This window comes from Pseudomonas sp. H3_C08, assembly GCF_054669455.1.
This window is the reverse complement of the sequence record NZ_CP162803.1, coordinates 5,285,180-5,303,611: the sequence shown is the minus strand read 5'-3', so window position 1 is coordinate 5,303,611 and position 18,432 is coordinate 5,285,180. Positions and strand designations below refer to the sequence as shown.

17 protein-coding genes are annotated in these 18,432 nt (G+C 60.0%); 8 read left to right on the top strand and 9 right to left on the bottom strand.

Annotated elements, in window-relative coordinates:
- Positions 1-57: 57 nt before the first annotated feature.
- A complete protein-coding gene (locus AB4N74_RS24255) occupies positions 58-732 on the bottom strand; it encodes a methionine ABC transporter permease (RefSeq protein WP_016986455.1) in 675 nt (224 codons plus the stop codon).
- Positions 732-1,739: a methionine ABC transporter ATP-binding protein gene (locus tag AB4N74_RS24250; RefSeq protein WP_093429500.1), complete on the bottom strand. Its 1,008-nt coding sequence runs from the start codon at positions 1,737-1,739 to the stop codon at positions 732-734. Before AB4N74_RS24250 ends, AB4N74_RS24255 begins: the two co-directional genes overlap by 1 nt.
- 260 nt (positions 1,740-1,999) lie before the next feature.
- Here AB4N74_RS24250 and katE point away from each other — a divergent pair, with 260 nt between their 5' ends.
- Entirely contained in the window at positions 2,000-4,141 is a 2,142-nt protein-coding gene (gene katE / locus AB4N74_RS24245; protein WP_460101222.1) for a catalase HPII, read from the top strand.
- A 137-nt stretch (positions 4,142-4,278) separates the two neighbouring features.
- On the opposite strand, the gene AB4N74_RS24240 is transcribed toward katE, so the two are convergent.
- Genes AB4N74_RS24240 through AB4N74_RS24225 form a run of 4 tightly spaced genes read right to left on the bottom strand, consistent with a single transcriptional unit; the run spans position 4,279 to position 7,078 of the window.
- Positions 4,279-4,992 carry a PA5502 family lipoprotein gene (locus tag AB4N74_RS24240; protein ID WP_093429501.1) on the bottom strand — a complete coding sequence of 238 codons (714 nt, stop codon included), beginning with the start codon at positions 4,990-4,992 and terminating at the stop codon, positions 4,279-4,281.
- A gap of 37 nt (positions 4,993-5,029) precedes the next feature.
- Complete coding sequence (znuB, locus tag AB4N74_RS24235) at positions 5,030-5,818, bottom strand: zinc ABC transporter permease subunit ZnuB (RefSeq protein ID WP_093429502.1); 789 nt, start codon at positions 5,816-5,818, stop codon at positions 5,030-5,032.
- Positions 5,811-6,596: a zinc ABC transporter ATP-binding protein ZnuC gene (gene znuC, locus AB4N74_RS24230; protein ID WP_007911759.1), complete on the bottom strand. Its 786-nt coding sequence runs from the start codon at positions 6,594-6,596 to the stop codon at positions 5,811-5,813. The genes znuB and znuC overlap by 8 nt, the downstream gene beginning before the upstream one ends.
- On the bottom strand, positions 6,596-7,078 hold the full coding sequence (locus AB4N74_RS24225; RefSeq protein ID WP_166222181.1) for a Fur family transcriptional regulator: 483 nt from the start codon (positions 7,076-7,078) through the stop codon (positions 6,596-6,598). The genes znuC and AB4N74_RS24225 overlap by 1 nt, the downstream gene beginning before the upstream one ends.
- A 66-nt stretch (positions 7,079-7,144) precedes the next feature.
- On the opposite strand from AB4N74_RS24225, the gene znuA reads away from it, so the two are divergent.
- A complete protein-coding gene (znuA, locus tag AB4N74_RS24220; protein WP_460097429.1) occupies positions 7,145-8,071 on the top strand; it encodes a zinc ABC transporter substrate-binding protein ZnuA in 927 nt (308 codons plus the stop codon).
- Between the two features lie 90 nt (positions 8,072-8,161).
- Here znuA and AB4N74_RS24215 read toward each other — a convergent pair whose 3' ends face one another.
- Together AB4N74_RS24215 and AB4N74_RS24210 are read right to left on the bottom strand one after the other, a co-directional pair.
- Positions 8,162-9,115 (bottom strand): homoserine kinase, encoded by a 954-nt coding sequence (locus tag AB4N74_RS24215; RefSeq protein ID WP_099757624.1) that lies wholly within the window; start codon positions 9,113-9,115, stop codon positions 8,162-8,164.
- 61 nt (positions 9,116-9,176) lie between these two features.
- The gene (locus AB4N74_RS24210) at positions 9,177-9,473 is read right to left on the bottom strand and encodes a DUF2782 domain-containing protein (RefSeq protein WP_093429504.1); all 297 of its coding nucleotides are present in this window, start codon (positions 9,471-9,473) and stop codon (positions 9,177-9,179) included.
- Positions 9,474-9,547: 74 nt separating this feature from the next.
- On the opposite strand from AB4N74_RS24210, the gene polA reads away from it, so the two are divergent.
- The gene (polA, locus tag AB4N74_RS24205; RefSeq protein WP_257356679.1) at positions 9,548-12,352 is read left to right on the top strand and encodes a DNA polymerase I; all 2,805 of its coding nucleotides are present in this window, start codon (positions 9,548-9,550) and stop codon (positions 12,350-12,352) included.
- Positions 12,353-12,763: 411 nt separating this feature from the next.
- Here the strand turns inward: polA and yihA are convergent, their stop codons facing one another.
- Positions 12,764-13,408, bottom strand: a complete 645-nt coding sequence (gene yihA, locus AB4N74_RS24200; protein ID WP_099757622.1) for a ribosome biogenesis GTP-binding protein YihA/YsxC — start codon at positions 13,406-13,408, stop codon at positions 12,764-12,766.
- A 191-nt stretch (positions 13,409-13,599) separates the two neighbouring features.
- Here yihA and AB4N74_RS24195 point away from each other — a divergent pair, with 191 nt between their 5' ends.
- From AB4N74_RS24195 to AB4N74_RS24175, 5 genes are all read left to right on the top strand, one after another.
- Positions 13,600-13,890 (top strand): c-type cytochrome, encoded by a 291-nt coding sequence (locus AB4N74_RS24195; RefSeq protein WP_034152239.1) that lies wholly within the window; start codon positions 13,600-13,602, stop codon positions 13,888-13,890.
- A gap of 43 nt (positions 13,891-13,933) precedes the next feature.
- Entirely contained in the window at positions 13,934-14,545 is a 612-nt protein-coding gene (locus AB4N74_RS24190) for a c-type cytochrome (protein WP_460097426.1), read from the top strand.
- A 187-nt stretch (positions 14,546-14,732) separates the two neighbouring features.
- Positions 14,733-15,374: a thiol:disulfide interchange protein DsbA/DsbL gene (locus tag AB4N74_RS24185; RefSeq protein ID WP_460097424.1), complete on the top strand. Its 642-nt coding sequence runs from the start codon at positions 14,733-14,735 to the stop codon at positions 15,372-15,374.
- A 14-nt stretch (positions 15,375-15,388) separates the two neighbouring features.
- Entirely contained in the window at positions 15,389-16,267 is an 879-nt protein-coding gene (locus AB4N74_RS24180) for an endonuclease/exonuclease/phosphatase family protein (protein WP_093429507.1), read from the top strand.
- Positions 16,264-18,342, top strand: coding sequence for a GGDEF domain-containing protein (locus AB4N74_RS24175; RefSeq protein ID WP_257356678.1), 2,079 nt, complete (start codon positions 16,264-16,266; stop codon positions 18,340-18,342). The genes AB4N74_RS24180 and AB4N74_RS24175 overlap by 4 nt, the downstream gene beginning before the upstream one ends.
- Positions 18,343-18,432: the final 90 nt, after the last annotated feature.

Genomic DNA, 18,432 nt, shown 5'->3' with positions numbered 1-18,432 from the left:
GCGCCCGTCTGGCGCCTGCCAGCGAATGGCCGGCTCATCTCTTGATTACAAAACCGGTTATTTGCGCGAGAAATGCACAACCAGTCGATCACCGACCATCTGCAGCACCTGCACCAGAATCAACAGCAACACCACGGTGACGATCATCACGTCAGTCTGGAAACGCTGGTAACCGAAACGGATCGCCAGGTCACCCAGACCACCGGCGCCGACCACACCGGCCATCGCCGTGTAGGACACCAGTGTAATCGCCGTCACCGTAATCGCCGCGAAGATGCCCGGGCGGGCTTCCGGCAGCAAAGCGTTCATGATGATCTGCCGCGTGGTCGCGCCCATCGACTGGGTCGCTTCGATGATCCCGCGATCGACTTCACGCAGCGCGGTTTCCACCAAACGCGCGAAGAACGGTGTCGCACCGACTACCAATGGCGGAATCGCACCTGCCACGCCCAGCGACGTGCCGGTGATCAGCACGGTGAACGGGATCATCACGATCAACAGAATGATGAACGGCAGCGAACGCAGGATGTTCACCGCCAGCGACATGAATGCGTAGAGGCCACGGTTTTCCAGCAATTGACGCGGGCTGCACAGAAACAGCAACACGCCCAGCGGTAGGCCGAGTAATACGGTGAACAGCAGCGAACCACCGAGCATCAGCATCGTGTCGCCGGTGGCCAGCCAGATTTCGTACCAGTCGATATTGGTGAAGAAACTGATCAGGTCTTCCATTAGCGCAATACCTCCATGTGAACGTCAGCGGCGGTGAAGCGGGCAAACGCCGCTTCCATGTCGCCACCGGTGACGGCGAGGGTCAATTGCCCGTACGGAATGTCTTTGATGCGGTCGATGCGACCGGCGAGGATGCTGTAGTCGACGCCGGTTTCCCGGGCGACGGTACCGAGCAGCGGCGCGTAGGTCGCTTCGCCCTGGAAGGTCAGACGCACAATGCGGCCCGGCACATGAGCGAAGTCATCACGCTGTTCGCTTTCGTCGATCTGCTCGCTTTCCTGCACAAAACGCTTGGTGGTCGGGTGTTTTGGATGCAGGAACACATCGGCGACCGAACCTTGCTCGACGATCACACCGGCATCCATTACCGCCACTTGATCGCAAACGCGACGGATCACATCCATCTCGTGGGTGATCAGGACGATGGTCAGTTTCAGTTCGCGGTTGATCTCGGCCAGCAATTGCAGGACCGACGCGGTGGTCTGCGGGTCGAGGGCACTGGTGGCCTCGTCGCACAGCAGAATCTTCGGCTTGGTTGCCAGGGCGCGGGCGATGCCGACGCGCTGCTTCTGGCCACCGGACAATTGCGCCGGGTACTTCTTGGCGTGGTCGGACAGACCGACCCGAGCCAGCAATTCGGCAACACGCTTGTCAATCTCGCCGCCCGACAGTTCGCCGGCCAGGGTCAGCGGCAACGCAACGTTGTCGGCCACGGTCTTGGAGGCAAGCAGGTTGAAGTGCTGAAAGATCATCCCGACTTGCTGACGGAAATGGCGCAGGCCGTTTGCGTCCAGTGCGGTGACTTCTTCGCCGTCGACGATGATCTTGCCGCCACTGGAGTCTTCCAGGCGATTGATCAGGCGCAGCAGGGTACTTTTGCCCGCGCCGGAATGGCCGATCAGGCCGAACACCTGCCCGTTCTCGATGGAGAGACTGGTCGGATGCAGCGCGGGAATGTCCTTACCGGCGACGCGGTAAGTCTTGTGGACGTTTTGAAACTCGATCACGTAGCGAACCTTGTGGGGCGCGTTAGAAAAGGATCAGCGGTTAGCCGGGCGCGCATTTTAGCCTGTCCGTATAGAGGTTCTTAGCATTTATTTCGCAATTAACCTTCGATTTGGCAATAACAAGATCAAAGGTCATAAAAAAGGAACGCCCCCAACGCCTCATCAGTCACTAAGTAAGCGACTTGAAAACCCTGGGTGCCGTGCCCGGGAACCACTCAAGAGTCCCCGGCAAACCACGGGGTCAACCGAGGAGTTTACGACTGATGAGCAAGAAGCCTACGACCGATAAAAGCCAGATGGCCGGAACCGATGCCCCGGATCGCGCCAACACCAACGCCAAACTCGACAGCCTGGAGAAATTCCGCTCCGACGCCACTGGCCAGGCGCTGCGCACCAACCAGGGTGTGAAGATTGCCGACAACCAGAACACCCTCAAGGCCGGCCCGCGCGGGCCGTCGCTGCTTGAAGATTTCATCATGCGGGAAAAGATCACGCATTTTGACCATGAGCGGATCCCGGAACGCATCGTCCACGCACGCGGCACCGGGGCGCATGGTTTCTTTCAGGCCTACGAGAACCATTCGACGCTGACCAAGGCCGGGTTCCTACAGGATCCGGGGAAAAAGACCCCGGTGTTCGTGCGCTTTTCCACGGTTCAGGGCCCACGCGGTTCCGGCGACACCGTGCGTGACGTACGCGGTTTCGCGGTGAAGTTCTTTACCGATGAAGGCAACTTCGACCTGGTCGGCAACAACATGCCGGTGTTTTTCATTCAGGACGCGATCAAGTTTCCCGACTTCGTCCACGCGGTGAAACCCGAGCCGCACAACGAAATCCCCACTGGCGGTTCGGCGCACGATACCTTCTGGGACTTCGTGTCCCTGGTGCCGGAATCGGCGCACATGGTCATCTGGGCGATGTCCGACCGGGCGATCCCGAAAAGCCTGCGCAGCATGCAGGGCTTCGGCGTGCACACCTTCCGCCTGATCAACGCCGAGGGCAAATCGCGCTTCGTCAAATTCCACTGGCGCCCTACCGCCGGCACTTGTTCGCTGGTGTGGGACGAGGCGCAGAAGCTTGCCGGTAAGGACACTGACTACCACCGTCGCGATCTGTGGGAAGCGATCGAGATGGGCGATTACCCGGAATGGGAACTCGGCGTACAGATCATCGAGGAGGAAAACGAGCACGACTTCGATTTCGACATCCTCGACCCGACCAAGCTGATCCCCGAAGAAATCGTGCCGATCACGCCGCTGGGCAAAATGACCCTGAACCGCAACCCCGACAACTTCTTTGCCGAGACCGAGCAGGTCGCGTTCTGCCCTGGCCACATCGTGCCCGGTATCGACTTCTCCAATGACCCGCTGCTGCAAGGTCGGCTGTTTTCCTACACCGACACGCAAATCAGCCGACTCGGTGGGCCGAATTTTCACGAGTTGCCGATCAACCGGCCGGTGGCACCGTTCCACAATGGCCAGCGTGATGCGCAGCACCGCACGGTGATCGACAAGGGCCGCGCCTCGTATGAGCCGAACTCGATTGATGGCGGCTGGCCGAAAGAAACGCCGCCGGCCGCACAGGACGGTGGCTTCGAGAGCTATCCAGAACGCATTGATGCGAACAAGATCCGCCAGCGCAGCGAGTCGTTCAGCGATCACTTCTCCCAAGCGACGCTATTTTTCAACAGCATGAGCGATCACGAGAAGGAGCACATCATTGCGGCCTACAGCTTCGAGTTGGGCAAGGTTGAGCGTGAATTTATCCGTGCGCGGGAGGTGAACGAGATTCTGGCCAACATCGATCTGGAACTGGCCAAGCGTGTGGCGGCTAATCTGGGCTTGCCGGCGCCTGCCAAAGGCACAGTGGATGCGCGCAAGCTGTCTTTCGATCACTCGCCGTCATTGAGTCAGGCTAATTTGCTGCCAGAAAACATCAAGACGCGAAAAGTTGCAATTCTTGCCGCTAACGGCGTCGATGGTGCGGCGATTGATGCAATGAGGAAGGCATTGGCGGCTGAGGGTGCGCATGCCAAGTTGCTCGGCCCAACTTCAGCGCCGGTGAAGACCGCTGACGGCAAAACGTTGCCAGTGGATGCCTCGATGGAAGGCATGCCGTCAGTGATTTTCGATGCGGTGTTCGTACCGGGTGGCGCGGCGTCGGTGAAGGCGTTGAGCGGCGATGGTGTGGCGCTGCACTACCTGCTGGAGGCGTACAAGCATCTGAAGGCGATTGCGTTGCACGGCGAGGCCAAGCAGTTGCAGGATCTGCTGAAGCTGGAGGCTGATGCTGGATTGCTGCAGGGCAAGGATGTGCCGGCGTTGACCAAGCCGTTCTTTGCGGCGATCGGGCAGCATCGGGTTTGGGCGCGGGAGCCTAAGGCGAAGGCCATTCCGGCTTAAAAGCTTCGTTGGCTGAAAGGACGCTTTCGCGAGCAAGCTCGCTCCCACAAGGGATCTCTGGTGAACACAGATTTTGTGTCAGGCCCGAGATCAAATGTGGGAGCGAGCTTGCTCCGGGCGGCGTTTCGACGAAGCTTTTAAGGTTTACGCGGACTCAAGACCATCTGCGCCGGTACTGTGCGCAGAGTTTGCTTCACAATCTTCAGATCAAAATCCGGATTCAATTTCTTGACTCGCTTGGTCAGCAACGTCGCCAACCAAGGATAATCATTGGTCCGTGGCGCCTGAATCGTCACCCCACACTCATAATTCACCACATCAGCGGCGATCGCGTCGAGTTGCCGACGAAGTTTGCGGCTATCGGTGATGTTCAGCGCAACCGTGGTGCTCTCGGCAGTCGGATCAATTACTTTGGCTTTCGGCTTGGCCTCGGCGGCCAGCAATGCAGCCTCAGCCTTTTCCAGCTCAGCCTTGCGCGCTTCAGTAATGGCACCGTTGACGCCACCGGTCAGCGCCGGCGCTTTCGGCATCAAAGCGCGGGCACGACTTAACGCCGTAGCGGCAGCATTCACATCGCCCTTCTGCAGCACAATCTGGCTGCGACGCAGATACGCTTCGGCCAATTGCCGCTGGTATTGCTCAAGGGATTGATCGTTGGGGGTTTCTTTCTGCAAAGCGGCCAACTGATCTTCGGCAGTGGCCAGCTCGCTGCTGGCCAGGCTTTGCTCCAGCTGTGCGATGGCCGCAGCTCGCGCATCGGGGACTTCGGCCACCGGCGGCGTGCTTTGGCAGGCGCCCAGTAGCACTGAAAATGCGACAAGGAGCAGATAACGGGAGGCGAACGGCTTCATTCCTGCGACTCTCTATTTGCGCAAAAAGCGGCCAAGTCTACACCCCACGACGGGGCAGAACAAAACTCAACAGAAACAGTGCGGCCGCCGTCACAACGATAGACGGCCCCGCCGGGGTGTCTTTGAACCACGACAGCGCCAGCCCGCCACACACGGCGAGCATGCCCAGCAGGCTTGCGCCCAGTGCCATCTGCTCCGGCGAGCGGGCGTGACGCTGTGCGGCAGCCGCCGGGATGATCAACAGTGAAGTAATCAGCAACACTCCGACGATTTTCATCGCCACCGCAATCACCACCGCGATCAACAGCATCAGCGCCATGCGCAGGCCCGCCACCGGCAGACCTTCAACCTTGGCCAGCTCTTCGTGCACGGTGATCGCCAGCAATGGCCGCCACAGTGTCACCAGCAATGCCAGTACCGCCGCGCTGCCACCGAGGATCCACGCCAGATCGGTCGGGCTGATCGCCAGCAGGTCGCCAAACAGATAGGCCATCAGGTCGATCCGCACTTCATGCATGAAGCTTAGTACCACCAGGCCGAGAGAGAGCGTGCTCGGTGCGAGAATTCCCAACAACGTGTCGGACGCCAGCGGTTGACGCTGTTGCAATGTGACCAGCAGCACCGCCAGCAACAGACAGCCTACGGTCACCGCAACGGTCGGGCTGACATCCAGCAGAAAGCCCAGCGCCACACCCAGCAACGCGGCGTGGGACAAGGTGTCGCCGAAATACGCCATGCGCCGCCAGACCACAAACGAACCCAGCGGACCTGCAACGATCGCCAGCGCCAGACCTGCAAGCAGGGCATACAACAGAAAATCAGCCATGCTTGCAGTTGTCTCCGTGAACGTGAGGTTGGCCAATAACCGGCCCTTTGACCACCGAACCGTGCAGGTCGTGAGCGTGGTCGTGATGGTGGTGATAAACCGCCAGGCTCTGCGCGTTCTTGCCGAACAGCTCGACGAACGCAGGATCGCCGCTGACCTGCTCGGGATGCCCGGAACAGCAGACATGACGGTTGAGGCAGACCACTTGGTCGGTGGTGCTCATCACCAGATGCAAATCGTGGGACACCATCAACACGCCGCAACCATGACGATCGCGCAGACGGGTGATCAGGCTGTACAACTCCGCTTGGCCGGCGACGTCGACACCTTGCACCGGTTCATCGAGCACCAGCAATTCCGGCTCGCGCAACAACGCGCGAGCGAGCAGCACGCGCTGCATTTCGCCGCCGGAAACGCTTTGCACCGGGCTATCGATGACGTGTTCGGCGCCAACTTCTTTCAGCGCAGCCAGCGCGCGCGGCCGATCAACGCCCGGAACCAGGCGCAGAAAGCGCAGCACCGACAACGGCAAGGTCGGATCGACGTGGAGTTTTTGCGGCATGTAACCGACGCGCAGCTTCGGCTTGCGCCAGACACTGCCGCTGTCCGGCTTGAGCAAGCCGAGCACGGCGCGCACCAGCGTGGTCTTGCCGGCGCCGTTGGGGCCGATCAGGGTGACGATCTGCCCCGGCTCGACGCTCAGCTCGATGTTGTCCAGCACAGCCTGCCCGGCAAACGTGACGGCGACCTGCTCCAGACGGATCAGCGCATTGCTCATCAAGCCCCCTGGCAACCGGAACACAGGCCGACGACTTCGACGGTCTGCGCTTCGACGATGAAACCAACGTCTCTGGCGCTGTTGATGATCGCGTCGCTGATCACTTTTTGCTCAAGTTCGATGGCGGCGTGGCAATCGCGGCAGATCAGGAATTGGCCCTGATGCGCGTGCTCCGGGTGCACGCAGCCAACGAAGGCGTTGAGCGAGGAGATGCGGTGCACCAGGCCGTTTTCCAGAAGGAAATCCAGCGCGCGGTACACGGTCGGCGGCGCGGCGCGGCGGCCATCCTGCTCGCTCAGCACGGCAAGAATGTCGTAGGCGCCCAGCGGTTTGTGGCTCTGCCACACCAATTCCAGCACCCGGCGGCGCAACGCGGTCAGGCGCAAGCCTTTCTGGGCGCACAAGGTATCGGCCTCGGACAAAGCGCTGTGCACGCAATGAGAGTGGTCGTGGGGACGGCTGGCAATCGGTGTAATAGGCATGGGCGGCGACGAGTTTTGATAGAGACGTTATTATGTTACCCGTTCTCGCCTCCTTGAGTGGTCATCGTGTCCCGACTTTTTTCTGTTTTTGTGGCTTTTGTCGCCAGTTTTCTGCTGATCGGTTCGGCTCAGGCCGAGGTCAAAGTCCTCACCAGCATCAAACCGTTGCAGCTGATTGCAGCGGCCGTGCAGGACGGCGTAGCGATTCCCGAAGTGCTGCTGCCGCCGGGTGCTTCGCCACACAATTACGCCCTGCGGCCATCCGACGTACGGAAGGTGCAATCGGTGGATCTGCTCTACTGGATCGGCCCGGACATGGAAGGCTTTCTGCCGCGCGTGTTGAACGGTCGGACGCTGCCGAGCGTCGCGGTGCAGGATCTGCCAGGGATGAAACTGCGGCGTTTCGCTGAGGACAGCCACTCCCACGCCGAAGAGGCTGACGAGCACGATCACGATCACGATCACCGTCCTGGCACGCTCGATGCGCATTTGTGGTTATCACCGGTCAATGCGCGGGTAATTGCCGACAAAATGGCCGCTGACTTGAGCACTGCGGACCCGGAGAACGCCGAGCGTTATCAGAGCAATGCCAAGGCGTTTGATGAGCGTCTGGATGCGCTGGATCAGCGTTTGAAGAAGCGTCTGGCCAGCGTTGAAGGCAAGCCGTACTTCGTCTTTCACGAGGCGTTTGATTACTTTGAAGAGGCTTACGGCCTGAAGCATGCCGGCGTGTTCAGCGTGGCCGCCGAAGTGCAGCCGGGCGCGCAACATGTCGCGGCGATGCGCAAGCGCTTGCAGGAAGTCGGCAAGACGTGTGTGTTCAGTGAGCCGCCGTTGCGGCCGCGTCTGGCGGAGACGCTGGTGGCGGGTTTGCCAGTGAAACTGGCGGAGCTGGATGCGCTGGGCGGGTACACCCCGGCTACGGCTCAGGGCTATGAGCAAGTGCTGGAGAAGTTGGGTAACGATATGGCGGGCTGCCTGGAATCGCTTTAAGGCTGATTCGGCTTCGCCTCAATCGCGAGCAGGCTCACTCCTACAAGATATCACCTAACCCCTGTAGGAGTGAGCCTGCTCGCGATGCTTTTAAAGGGCGAAAGGTAACGGTGTGTGAACCTGCTGCCGCTGCGCCAAGCGCTGCTCAAACTCCTTGGGATCGTGAATCAACACATCCTGCCCGGCAAACTGCTCCGCCGCGATCAACCGCGACAGCCAGAACCGCACGCAGGCCACGCGCAGCATGGTCGGCCACAACTCGGCCTCCGCCGCCGTAAACGGTCGCAGCGCCGCATAGGCACCAAGGAATGCGCGGGCTCGCGGCCCATCGATCAGACCGTCCTCGTCCGAACACCAGTCGTTCAACGCAATCGCTACGTCGTACAGCATCGGCCCCGAGCAGGCGTTGTAGAAGTCGATCAGCCCGGTCAGGTGCGTGCCTTCGAACATCGCGTTGTCGCGAAACAGGTCGGCGTGAATGTTGGCCCGAGGCAGCGCGAGGATCTTCTCTTTGCGCTCGGTGATTTCATCGAGCGCCTTTTGCAGCAAGGCACGCGGCTCATCGCTCAGGTGCGAGAGCAACTCGTTGCCCTCCTCCAGCATCCAGTCCAGGCCACGATCGGTCTTGCGCTTGATCATGCGCTCGCCCTGGGTCGCCAGATGCAGATGCGCCTGCAACTCGCCGACCTGCGCGCAATGCTGAGCATTGGCGACTTTGATGTGCTTGCCGGACAGCCGCGGTTGCAGCAGCGCCGGTTTGCCCTTCAGCTCACGCAATGCCACGCCGTCAGTGGTGCGCAGCGCGTACGGCACCGGCAAGTCGGCTTCGTGCAGCACGTCGAGCAGGTCGATGAAAAACGGCATCTCCTGCACCGGGCCACGCTCGACCAGAGTCAGGACGAATTCGCCCTGCTCCAGGCTGATAAAGAAATTGGTGTTTTCGCTGCCGGCGGCGATCCCCTGGAAATCAAGCAGACGGCCAAGCCCGTAAGGGGCGAGAAAGGTTTCCAGCTCGGGCCGAGCCAGGGGAGTGAACACAGACATGGTCAAAAACTGCTCAGTTCAGGCGTCGCGGTCAGGCGACGCCGATTAAAAGTCGGGAAACTTACTTCCAGGTAAAGATTTCCCACGACGGAATCAGCATATCCGGCTGGTCGGAGCGAATGTAGTTCGCGTCCGTACCATCGGCGCGCACCAGGAAATACGGTTTGCCACCCTTTGGCGTGACCTTGATCGCATAGACGAAACCACTGCGACTGTATTCCTGGATAACCTTGTCGCCTTCCGTGTGCGTGTTAATGGTAACTTCCGGCTCCTTTGACGGCGCATCATCCGCCGCCATCGCGGCCAACGGTGAGGCAGCAATCAGACCGACCAGCAGCAAGCGATTTAACGTACGCATGATAACCTTGTCCCTTTGTCGTCAACGGTCCCGCTATTCTAGCGCCGGACCCGCCGAAAAGGTTGATCCTGCTCATGAGCCAAGCCCCCCTCGTCCTGGTGGACGGTTCGTCTTACCTGTACCGCGCCTTTCACGCGCTGCCACCACTGACCACCTCCAAAGGCCTGCCGACCGGTGCGGTCAAAGGCGTGCTGAACATGCTCAAGAGTCTGCGCAAGCAGTACCCGGACAGCCCGTTCGCCGTGGTTTTCGACGCCAAGGGCGGGACATTTCGCGATGAAATGTACGCCGAATACAAAGCCAACCGCCCAAGCATGCCCGACGACATGCGCGTGCAGATCGAGCCGCTGCACCAGAGCGTGATCGCCCTCGGTTTCCCGCTACTGTGCGTGGAAGGCGTCGAGGCTGACGACGTGATCGGCACCCTGGCGCGCAGCAGCGCGGCGGCGGATCGCCCGGTGATCATCTCCACCGGTGACAAGGACATGGCGCAACTGGTCGATGGCCACATTACTTTGGTCAACACCATGTCCGGTAGCTCGATGGACGTGGAGGGCGTTAAGGAGAAATTCGGCGTCGCTCCGGAGCAGATCATCGATTATCTGGCGCTGATGGGCGATTCGTCCGACAACATTCCGGGCGTTCCCGGCATCGGCCCGAAGACTGCGTCCGGCCTGTTGGTCGGCGTCAACGGCGGCCTCACCGAGCTGTACGCCAATCTCGACATCGTCCCGACCCTGCCGATTCGCGGCGCGAAAACCCTGCCGGCCAAGCTCGAAGAGCACAAGGAGATGGCGTTCCTCTCCTATCAACTGGCGACCATCAAGGTCGATGTGCCGCTGGACGTCGAACTCGACGATCTGCAGATGGGCGCCGAAGACCCGGCCAAGCTCTACGAACTGTACTCGCTGCTGGAATTCAAAAGCTGGATCAACGATCTCGATCGCGACGCCAAACGTCTGGAACTGAGCGCAGCCAGCGAACCTGCGCTGGCCGGCGATCTGTTCAGCGCACCAGCGGAAGAAGCGCCTGCCGCTCCCGCCGAAGCTGCGTACGAAACCATCCTTGATCAGGCGCGCTTCGACGTCTGGCTGGAAAAACTCAACAACGCCAAGCTGTTCGCCTTCGACACCGAAACCACCGGCATCGACGCGCAGCAGGCGCAACTGGTCGGCCTGTCGTTCGCCGTGCAGGCCAACGAAGCCGCTTACATTCCGCTGACCCACTCCTACATCGGCGTGCCGGAACAGCTGGATCGCGACACCGTGCTGCGCGCACTCAAGCCGATTCTGGAAGACCCGAACAAGCTCAAGGTCGGCCAGCACGCCAAGTTCGACATGAACATCCTGGCCAACTGCGCCATCGGCGGCGATCAGAGCCAAGGCATCAACGTGCGCGGCATCGCCTTCGACACGATGCTTGAGTCCTACGTGCTCAACTCCACCGCCACCCGCCACGACATGGACAGCCTCGCGCAGAAGTACCTGGACCACACCACGGTGAGCTTCCAGGACATCGCCGGCAAAGGCGCCAAGCAGCTGACCTTCGACCAGATCGCCCTGGAACAGGCCGGGCCGTACGCCGCTGAAGACGCTGATATCACCCTGCGCCTGCACCAGACGCTGTTCGAAAAACTCAGCGCGATCCCGAGTCTGGCCAGCGTTTTGACCGATATCGAGATTCCGCTGGTGCCCGTTCTCGCCCGCATCGAGCGCCAAGGCGCGTTCGTTGACGCTGAGTTGCTCGGCATTCAGAGCATCGAACTGGGCAACAAAATGGTCGCGCTGGAGCGCGAAGCCTTCGAGATCGCCGGGGAAGAATTCAATCTTGGCTCGCCGAAGCAGTTGGGCGTGATTCTCTACGAGAAACTCGGCCTGCCAGTATTGAAGAAGACCGCCAAGGGCCAACCGTCCACCGCTGAAGAAGTGCTGGCGAAGCTCGCTGAAGACGATCACCGCTTGCCGAAGGTGCTGATGGAGCACCGTTCGATGAGCAAGCTGAAAAGCACTTACACCGATCGTCTGCCGGAGCAGATCAATCCGCGCACCGGGCGTGTCCACACCTCGTATCACCAGGCTGTGGCATCGACCGGACGTTTGTCCTCCAGCGATCCAAACCTGCAGAACATCCCGGTGCGCACCGCCGAAGGCCGACGCATCCGTCAGGCGTTCGTCGCGCCAAAAGGCTACAAACTGCTGGCGGCGGACTATTCGCAGATCGAGCTGCGGATCATGGCGCACCTGTCCAAGGACGAAGGCTTGATGAACGCCTTCCGCAACAATCTGGACGTGCACACCGCCACCGCTGCCGAAGTGTTCAAGGTCGAACTCAACGAAGTGACCTCCGCCCAGCGCCGTGGCGCCAAGGCGATCAACTTCGGCCTGATCTACGGCATGGGCGCACAGAAGCTCGGCAAGGACATCGGCGTCGATACCAAGACCGCCAAGGCTTACATCGATACCTACTTCGCCCGTTATCCGGGGGTTCGCGAATACATGGATCGCACCCGCGCGCAGGCAGCGGATCAGGGTTATGTCGAGACGTTTTTCGGTCGTCGTCTGTACCTGCCGGAGATCAACTCGAACAAGCCGCAGGAACGCGCCGCTGCCGAGCGCACAGCGATCAACGCGCCGATGCAGGGCACGGCTGCCGACATCATCAAGAAAGCCATGGTGGCGGTGGATAACTGGCTGGCAACATCCGGGCTGGACGCCAAAGTCATCCTGCAGGTGCACGATGAACTGGTGCTGGAGGTTCGTGAGGATCTGGTCGAACAAGTCAGTGCCGAGATTCGCGTGCACATGAGCGAGGCGGCGAAACTGGATGTGCCGCTGCTGGTCGAAGTGGGTGTGGGCAACAATTGGGATGAGGCTCACTGAGCCATTTGATCTCGGTCTGCCGCGACCTGTTGTCGCGGCAACGCCGGTAAAACCTGCTTATTTCGAAAAGCGCTTGGGATTATTCCAAAGCTTTTTGAAAAAAATCTGAACTAATCTGGAAGGACGCCACTCAGAGATACTGAATGGCTGGTGAAGCCCTTCGATGCTCCTATGTTGTGTTAAGTGTTGGCAGATATCTGAACCCCGCCCTAGCGGTTCGGAACTTAAACCCCGGAATTTCTCCCTCCCCAATGAAATCCGGGGCTTTTTTTGCCCAAAAATCGGCTGTAGCGCGGCCATGCTGCGTTAAAGGCGCTACTCAAAATGCTCATTTAGGTCCCTAAACTCCGCTTTTGAGCATCACCTTTGCCTTGCCTGACCACACTACAACCAATTTTTCCCAATCCCGACTTACTCGGCTGCCGCCTCGGCGCTTTTGTCTGCCAGTTCCATCCAGCCGGCCAGTACAGTGTAGGCCTCTTCCAGGCCCATGCGTTTTGGCGCGGAGAACAGCTGGATGGTGACCAGGTCGCCCCAACCCTTGCGGATTTCCGACTGCACTTTGAGCAGGGTGTTCTTGGCTGCGCCGTAGGTCAGTTTGTCGGCCTTGGTCAGCAGGATGTGCATCGGCATGCCGGCCGCAACGGCCCAGTCGAGCATCAGCAGGTCGAAGTCGGTCATTGGATGACGGATGTCCATCATCAGAATCAAACCCTTCAAACTCTCGCGGCCACCGAGGTAAGCCTCAAGGTGACGCTGCCAGTGCATCTTCAGCGGGATCGGTACTTTTGCGTAACCGTAGCCCGGCAGGTCGACCAGACGGCGATCTTCGTCTAGCTTGAAGAAGTTCAACAGCTGTGTGCGACCCGGGGTTTTCGAGGTACGCGCCAGGCTGGCGTGAGTCAAAGTGTTCAGCGCGCTGGATTTGCCGGCGTTGGAACGACCGGCGAACGCTACTTCGAAGCCTTCGTCGTCAGGGCATTGATCGACTTTGGCGGCACTGAGCATGAACGTGGACTGTTGGCACAGGCCGAGGATGGGATTCTTGAGTTGCATGGGATTTCCGATGTGGGCGGCGCCGGGATTGGGCGCGGAACGCGGTGTCGCTTCCGTTTCAGTGACGCCAGTATATAATGCCGCAGATTTTGTGTGTGCTTTGTCCCAGCGTAGGATTAAGTTCACGAGAGCGACAGACCTTGATTGCGCATTAGAACGCAGAACGCTCTCAACCCTGAAAAGGTCGTTTTATGACGAAATGGCTGCTGGCTGCCGGAGTCTTGATGCCGCTTTACAGCGCACAGGCTACACAGGATCCGGAAGCTGTGTACAACCGTGTTTGTGGTGCCTGTCATTCCGGCCAACTACCCATGGCGCCCGAAAGAGGCGATCAGGAAGCTTGGACGCCGAGGTTGGCGAAAGGTATGGAGACGCTGGTGCAACACGTGACCCAGGGTTTCAAGGCGATGCCGCCGCGTGGTTTGTGCATGGACTGCAGTGCCGAGGATTACCAAGCCATCATCCTGTGGATGAGCGAGTAAACCCGGTCCATAACTTAACCCTTAGCCGTAGTTGGATTAGCTGATGAACAAATTGATCGTGAGTCTGCTGTTGACCGTGGGAATCTCAGGCTTCGCCCATGCTGCCGGTGATGCCGCAGCAGGCCAGGCAAAAGCCGCCGTATGCGGAGCCTGTCATGGCCCGGACGGGAACAGCATAGCGCCAAACTTTCCGAAACTGGCCGGTCAAGGTGAACGCTACCTGACCAAGCAACTGCACGACATCAAGTCGGGCAAACGCACCGTTCTGGAAATGACCGGCTTGCTGACCAACCTGAGCGATCAGGACCTGGCCGACATCGCCGCCTACTTCGCCAGCCAGAAAGGCAGCGTCGGCGCCGCCGATCCGAAGATCGTCGCTCGCGGTGAAGCGCTGTTCCGTGGCGGCAACCTGGCCAAGGGCCTGCCAGCCTGCACTGGCTGCCATTCGCCGAATGGCGCTGGCAACGCCGCCGCCGGGTTCCCGCACCTGGGTGGCCAACACGCTCAATACATCGCCAAGCAGCTGACCGATTTCCGCAAGGAAGAAGGTGGCCGCACCAACGACGGCGACACCATGACCATGCAGACCATCGCCAAGCGCCTGAGCGACGAAGATATTGCTGCGGTCTCCAGCTACATTCAAGGTCTGCACTAAGAGCATTTGGCAGCGATAGATCTCGTGCAACGTTAACGCTCGATTAATCCGTCGCAGCAAGTATAAAAAGGGTGGCTTTGGCCGCCCTTTTTTGTGGCCGCTGCCGTTACACTACAGAACTCATGCCCGCCAGGATCTGTCTGAAAACAGGTCGCGCGAGGCGACCCAAATTGTCCAGGAGTAAAGCATGCGTAATCTGATCATCAGCGCCGCCCTCGTCGCTGCCAGCCTGTTCGGCGTGACCGCTCAAGCCGCCGAAACACCTGCCGCCCCTTACGTGGAACTGGCCAACCCGGTTCCGGTTGCAGAGCCTGGCAAGATCGAAGTGGTCGAGCTGTTCTGGTATGGCTGCCCGCATTGCTACGCGTTTGAACCGGTGATCAACCCGTGGGTTGAAAAACTGCCATCCGACGTCAACTTCGTGCGTATCCCGGCGATGTTCGGCGGCCCGTGGGACGCTCACGGCCAGATGTTCCTGACCCTGGAAGCGATGGGTGTCGAGCACAAGGTTCACAACGCCGTGTTCAACGCAATCCAGAAAGAACACAAGAAGCTGACCGACAAGAACGACATGGCTGACTTCCTCGCCACTCAAGGCGTGGACAAGGACAAGTTCCTCGCCACCTTCGACTCGTTCGCCATCAAAGGCCAGATCGTCAAGGCCCGTGAACTGGCCAAGAAGTACGAAATCACTGGCGTGCCAACCATGATCGTCAACGGCAAGTACCGCTTTGACATCGGCTCTGCCGGTGGTGCCGAGCAGGCGCTGAAACTGGCTGACCAACTGGTTGCCAAAGAGCGAGCGGCAACCAAGGCTGCTGCCAACTAAGCGCGGCAACCGCCATGCGCCGCTGGAAGTCTGAACGCATCGTTGGCCTGCATGATCCGCAGGTCAACGAGCATCACCTGGAGTCCACGGGCCTGCCCGCAGACCAGCGTCTGCGTTTGCTCAGTTTCAATATCCAGGTGGGCATCAGCACCGAGCGTTATCGGCATTACCTGACCCGTAGCTGGCAGCACCTGCTGCCGCACAACGGCCGCTCAGGCAATCTGCAAAAGATCGGCGACCTGCTCGGCGACTTCGATCTGGTCGCGCTGCAGGAAGCCGATGGCGGCAGCCTGCGTTCGGGCTACGTCAATCAGGTCGAACATCTGGCGCAGCTCGGCGCCTTCCCTTATTGGTATCAACAACTCAATCGCAACCTCGGTCGACTGGCCCAGCACAGCAATGGCGTGCTCAGTCGCCTGAAACCGTGGGCGATTGAGGATCACCCGCTGCCCGGTCCGAAAGGTCGCGGCGCGATTCTGCTGCGCTTCGGCGAAGGTCCGGAGGCGTTAGTGGTGGTGATGATGCATCTGGCCCTTGGCGCGCGAACCCGCAGCCTGCAACTGGCCTATATTCGTGAGCTGATCGGTGGCTATAAACACCAGGTGTTGATGGGCGACATGAACACCCATGCCAGCGATCTGCTGCAACATTCTCCGTTACGCGATCTCGGCCTGCTGGCACCGCAGGTGGAAGCGACATTCCCCAGCTGGCGTCCTCAGCGTTGCCTTGATCATATATTGCTCAGCCCGACCCTGACCCTGGAAAAGGTCGAAGTGCTGGCCCAACCGATTTCCGATCACCTGCCGGTCGCGGTAGAGATTCGTCTGCCGGGTTCGCTCACGGCCGATGCATTGCCCGCGTTGAGTCCTGCCCCTCGCGGAACCCCTGAATGAGCGACGACGCCCAGCGCTGGAAAGAGAAGTACCTCAAAAGCATCGAACAGCAAGACAAGCTTGAACGGCGCTGGGCCGCCAGGCTCGACTTGCTGCGGCGCGGTCTGGTGCGCAGCACACTAGCGGCTGAAGGCACCGATAAAGTCGTCGATCAGTGCATGAAAGAGATGCGCGACGTGGTGCGCACCGACGACATGGACGCCGGCCTCGCCGCCCTGTTGCCGCGCTTGGAAAAAGCCGTGCTCGATTCCGAACAGCGCCGCGAAACCCGCATCGATCAAGTCAGTACCGCGCTGACATCGCTGGTCACTCAGTTGCAGGCTTTGCCGTTGCCGCGTGAAGTCGCTCAGCCACTGAAGAAATTCGCCAAACAACTGGATAGCCGCGTCGGTTCGGCGCGGGAAATGCCCCTGTTGCTGAGTGAACTCAGCGGCTTGCAGGGCAAGGCTTTGAGTCAGCTGGAAACGCCAGCCGAACCGGGGCGCCCAGGATTGTTGCAGCGTTTGTTTGGTAGCCGTGACAGCGAAGAAGCGCTAGCGACACAATCCCCCGCGCAGGTTCCAGCCTCGCCGCCAGAGCAACCGCTGGCTGCACCGTCACCCACAGCGGAAACCGCACAGCTCGCGCCTGTCGCGGCGGCTGAGCCGGCACCGGCAGCGCCTGCCAGCGAAGCACTTGCACCTGTTGTCGAACCACCCACGCCAGCCGCTCCAACCCCGTTGGAACCGGCAAATGTAGTGGCCTTCGTCCCGCCAACGGTCGTCAGCGAAGTTATCAGTGAACCGCTCGAACCGGAGGCAGAGCGCTTCGAGCCCGAGCCTGTTTTCGCCCCCGCTTCAGCGCCGGCTCAAGCGCCGATCACCGCTGAGGCGGTCAATCCTGATGAACTGATCCACCCCGGTGACCCATCACCACCGATCATCGACAGCCTGCCCCTGCCCGAACCGATTGCTCAGGCGCTGGCCGCCATCGACCCGGAACAGCCCGAGCACGACATCCTGTTCGCCCTGCCGGACACCCCGGAGCCTTCTTACAGTTCCGTGGCCAAGCACATCGAAGATACCCTGATCGGGCTGCTCGACGACCTGACTCTGCCGGAACGCCACCGCCCGCAAGCCGAAGCCATGCGTGAGCGGCTAAAACACGGTTTGAACTGGTACGAACTGATCCCGATTCTCGACGATCTTGCAACGTTGATGCTGGCGATCACCGATAGCGGCCAGCACGAATTCGAAGCCTATCTGCAACAACTCAATGAACGCCTCGAAGCGTTTCAGAGCAATCTGCAAGCCGCCAGCGAGGGCCATGCCGACAACAGCTCGGCGGCGAAAGCCATGGACACGCAGATCCGTGAGCAAGTCGACGGCCTGCAGACCAGCATGCAGGAAGCTGCGGATCTGGAAGACCTCAAGCACGTGCTGGAAAATCATCTCGAAGGCCTGCTCGGCACCATGGACCAGCATCAGAAGCAGCGCGACGCCCGCGAGCAGGAAGTCGCCACGCGGCTGAAAAGCCTGTCCGAACGCGTGGCGCACATGGAGCAGGAAGCCCAGGGTTTCCGCGAACATCTTGAAGTACAACGGCAGAAAGCACTGATCGACCCGCTCACCGGCCTGCCGAACCGCGCCGCGTGGAGCGAACGCCTTGAGCATGAAATCAAGCAGTGGCAACAGCACGGCAACACGCTGAGCCTGGCCATGCTCGACCTCGATCACTTCAAGCGGATCAATGACAACTACGGCCATCTGGCCGGCGACAAGGTGCTGAAAATCATCGCCACCGTACTGCGCAAGCGTCTGCGCGGCGGCGATTTCATCGCCCGTTTCGGCGGTGAGGAGTTCGTTCTTTTGATGCCGGCGACGCCGCCAGCGGTCGGCGCAAAACTGCTGGAAACCCTGCGCGCCGCTATCGAAGCCTGCCCGTTCCACTTCAAGGGTGAACGAGTGACCATCACCCTCTCCATGGGACTGGCGACATTCCGTGCCGGAGAACACAGCGATCTTGTATTGAAAAGAGCCGATCAGGCGTTGTACCGGGCGAAAAATGCGGGGCGCAACAGGGTCGAGCTGGGCTGAGCAAATTGTTCCATTTTGTTTAAATCCGCCCACTGACCGTCGAGACGCGAGGCAGTACGTTACACTGTTGCATTACTGTCTTGCGTGTAT

Coding starts and splice junctions, on each gene's coding strand:
- AB4N74_RS24255 (WP_016986455.1), bottom strand. CDS start 732: ATGGAAGACCTGATCAGTTTCTTCACCAATATCGACTGGTACGAAATC.
- AB4N74_RS24240 (WP_093429501.1), bottom strand. CDS start 4,992: ATGAAGCCGTTCGCCTCCCGTTATCTGCTCCTTGTCGCATTTTCAGTG.
- znuB (WP_093429502.1), bottom strand. CDS start 5,818: ATGGCTGATTTTCTGTTGTATGCCCTGCTTGCAGGTCTGGCGCTGGCG.
- znuC (WP_007911759.1), bottom strand. CDS start 6,596: ATGAGCAATGCGCTGATCCGTCTGGAGCAGGTCGCCGTCACGTTTGCC.
- AB4N74_RS24225 (WP_166222181.1), bottom strand. CDS start 7,078: ATGCCTATTACACCGATTGCCAGCCGTCCCCACGACCACTCTCATTGC.
- AB4N74_RS24215 (WP_099757624.1), bottom strand. CDS start 9,115: ATGTCTGTGTTCACTCCCCTGGCTCGGCCCGAGCTGGAAACCTTTCTC.
- AB4N74_RS24210 (WP_093429504.1), bottom strand. CDS start 9,473: ATGCGTACGTTAAATCGCTTGCTGCTGGTCGGTCTGATTGCTGCCTCA.
- polA (WP_257356679.1), top strand. CDS start 9,548: ATGAGCCAAGCCCCCCTCGTCCTGGTGGACGGTTCGTCTTACCTGTAC.
- yihA (WP_099757622.1), bottom strand. CDS start 13,408: ATGCAACTCAAGAATCCCATCCTCGGCCTGTGCCAACAGTCCACGTTC.
- AB4N74_RS24195 (WP_034152239.1), top strand. CDS start 13,600: ATGACGAAATGGCTGCTGGCTGCCGGAGTCTTGATGCCGCTTTACAGC.
- AB4N74_RS24190 (WP_460097426.1), top strand. CDS start 13,934: ATGAACAAATTGATCGTGAGTCTGCTGTTGACCGTGGGAATCTCAGGC.
- AB4N74_RS24185 (WP_460097424.1), top strand. CDS start 14,733: ATGCGTAATCTGATCATCAGCGCCGCCCTCGTCGCTGCCAGCCTGTTC.
- AB4N74_RS24180 (WP_093429507.1), top strand. CDS start 15,389: ATGCGCCGCTGGAAGTCTGAACGCATCGTTGGCCTGCATGATCCGCAG.
- AB4N74_RS24175 (WP_257356678.1), top strand. CDS start 16,264: ATGAGCGACGACGCCCAGCGCTGGAAAGAGAAGTACCTCAAAAGCATC.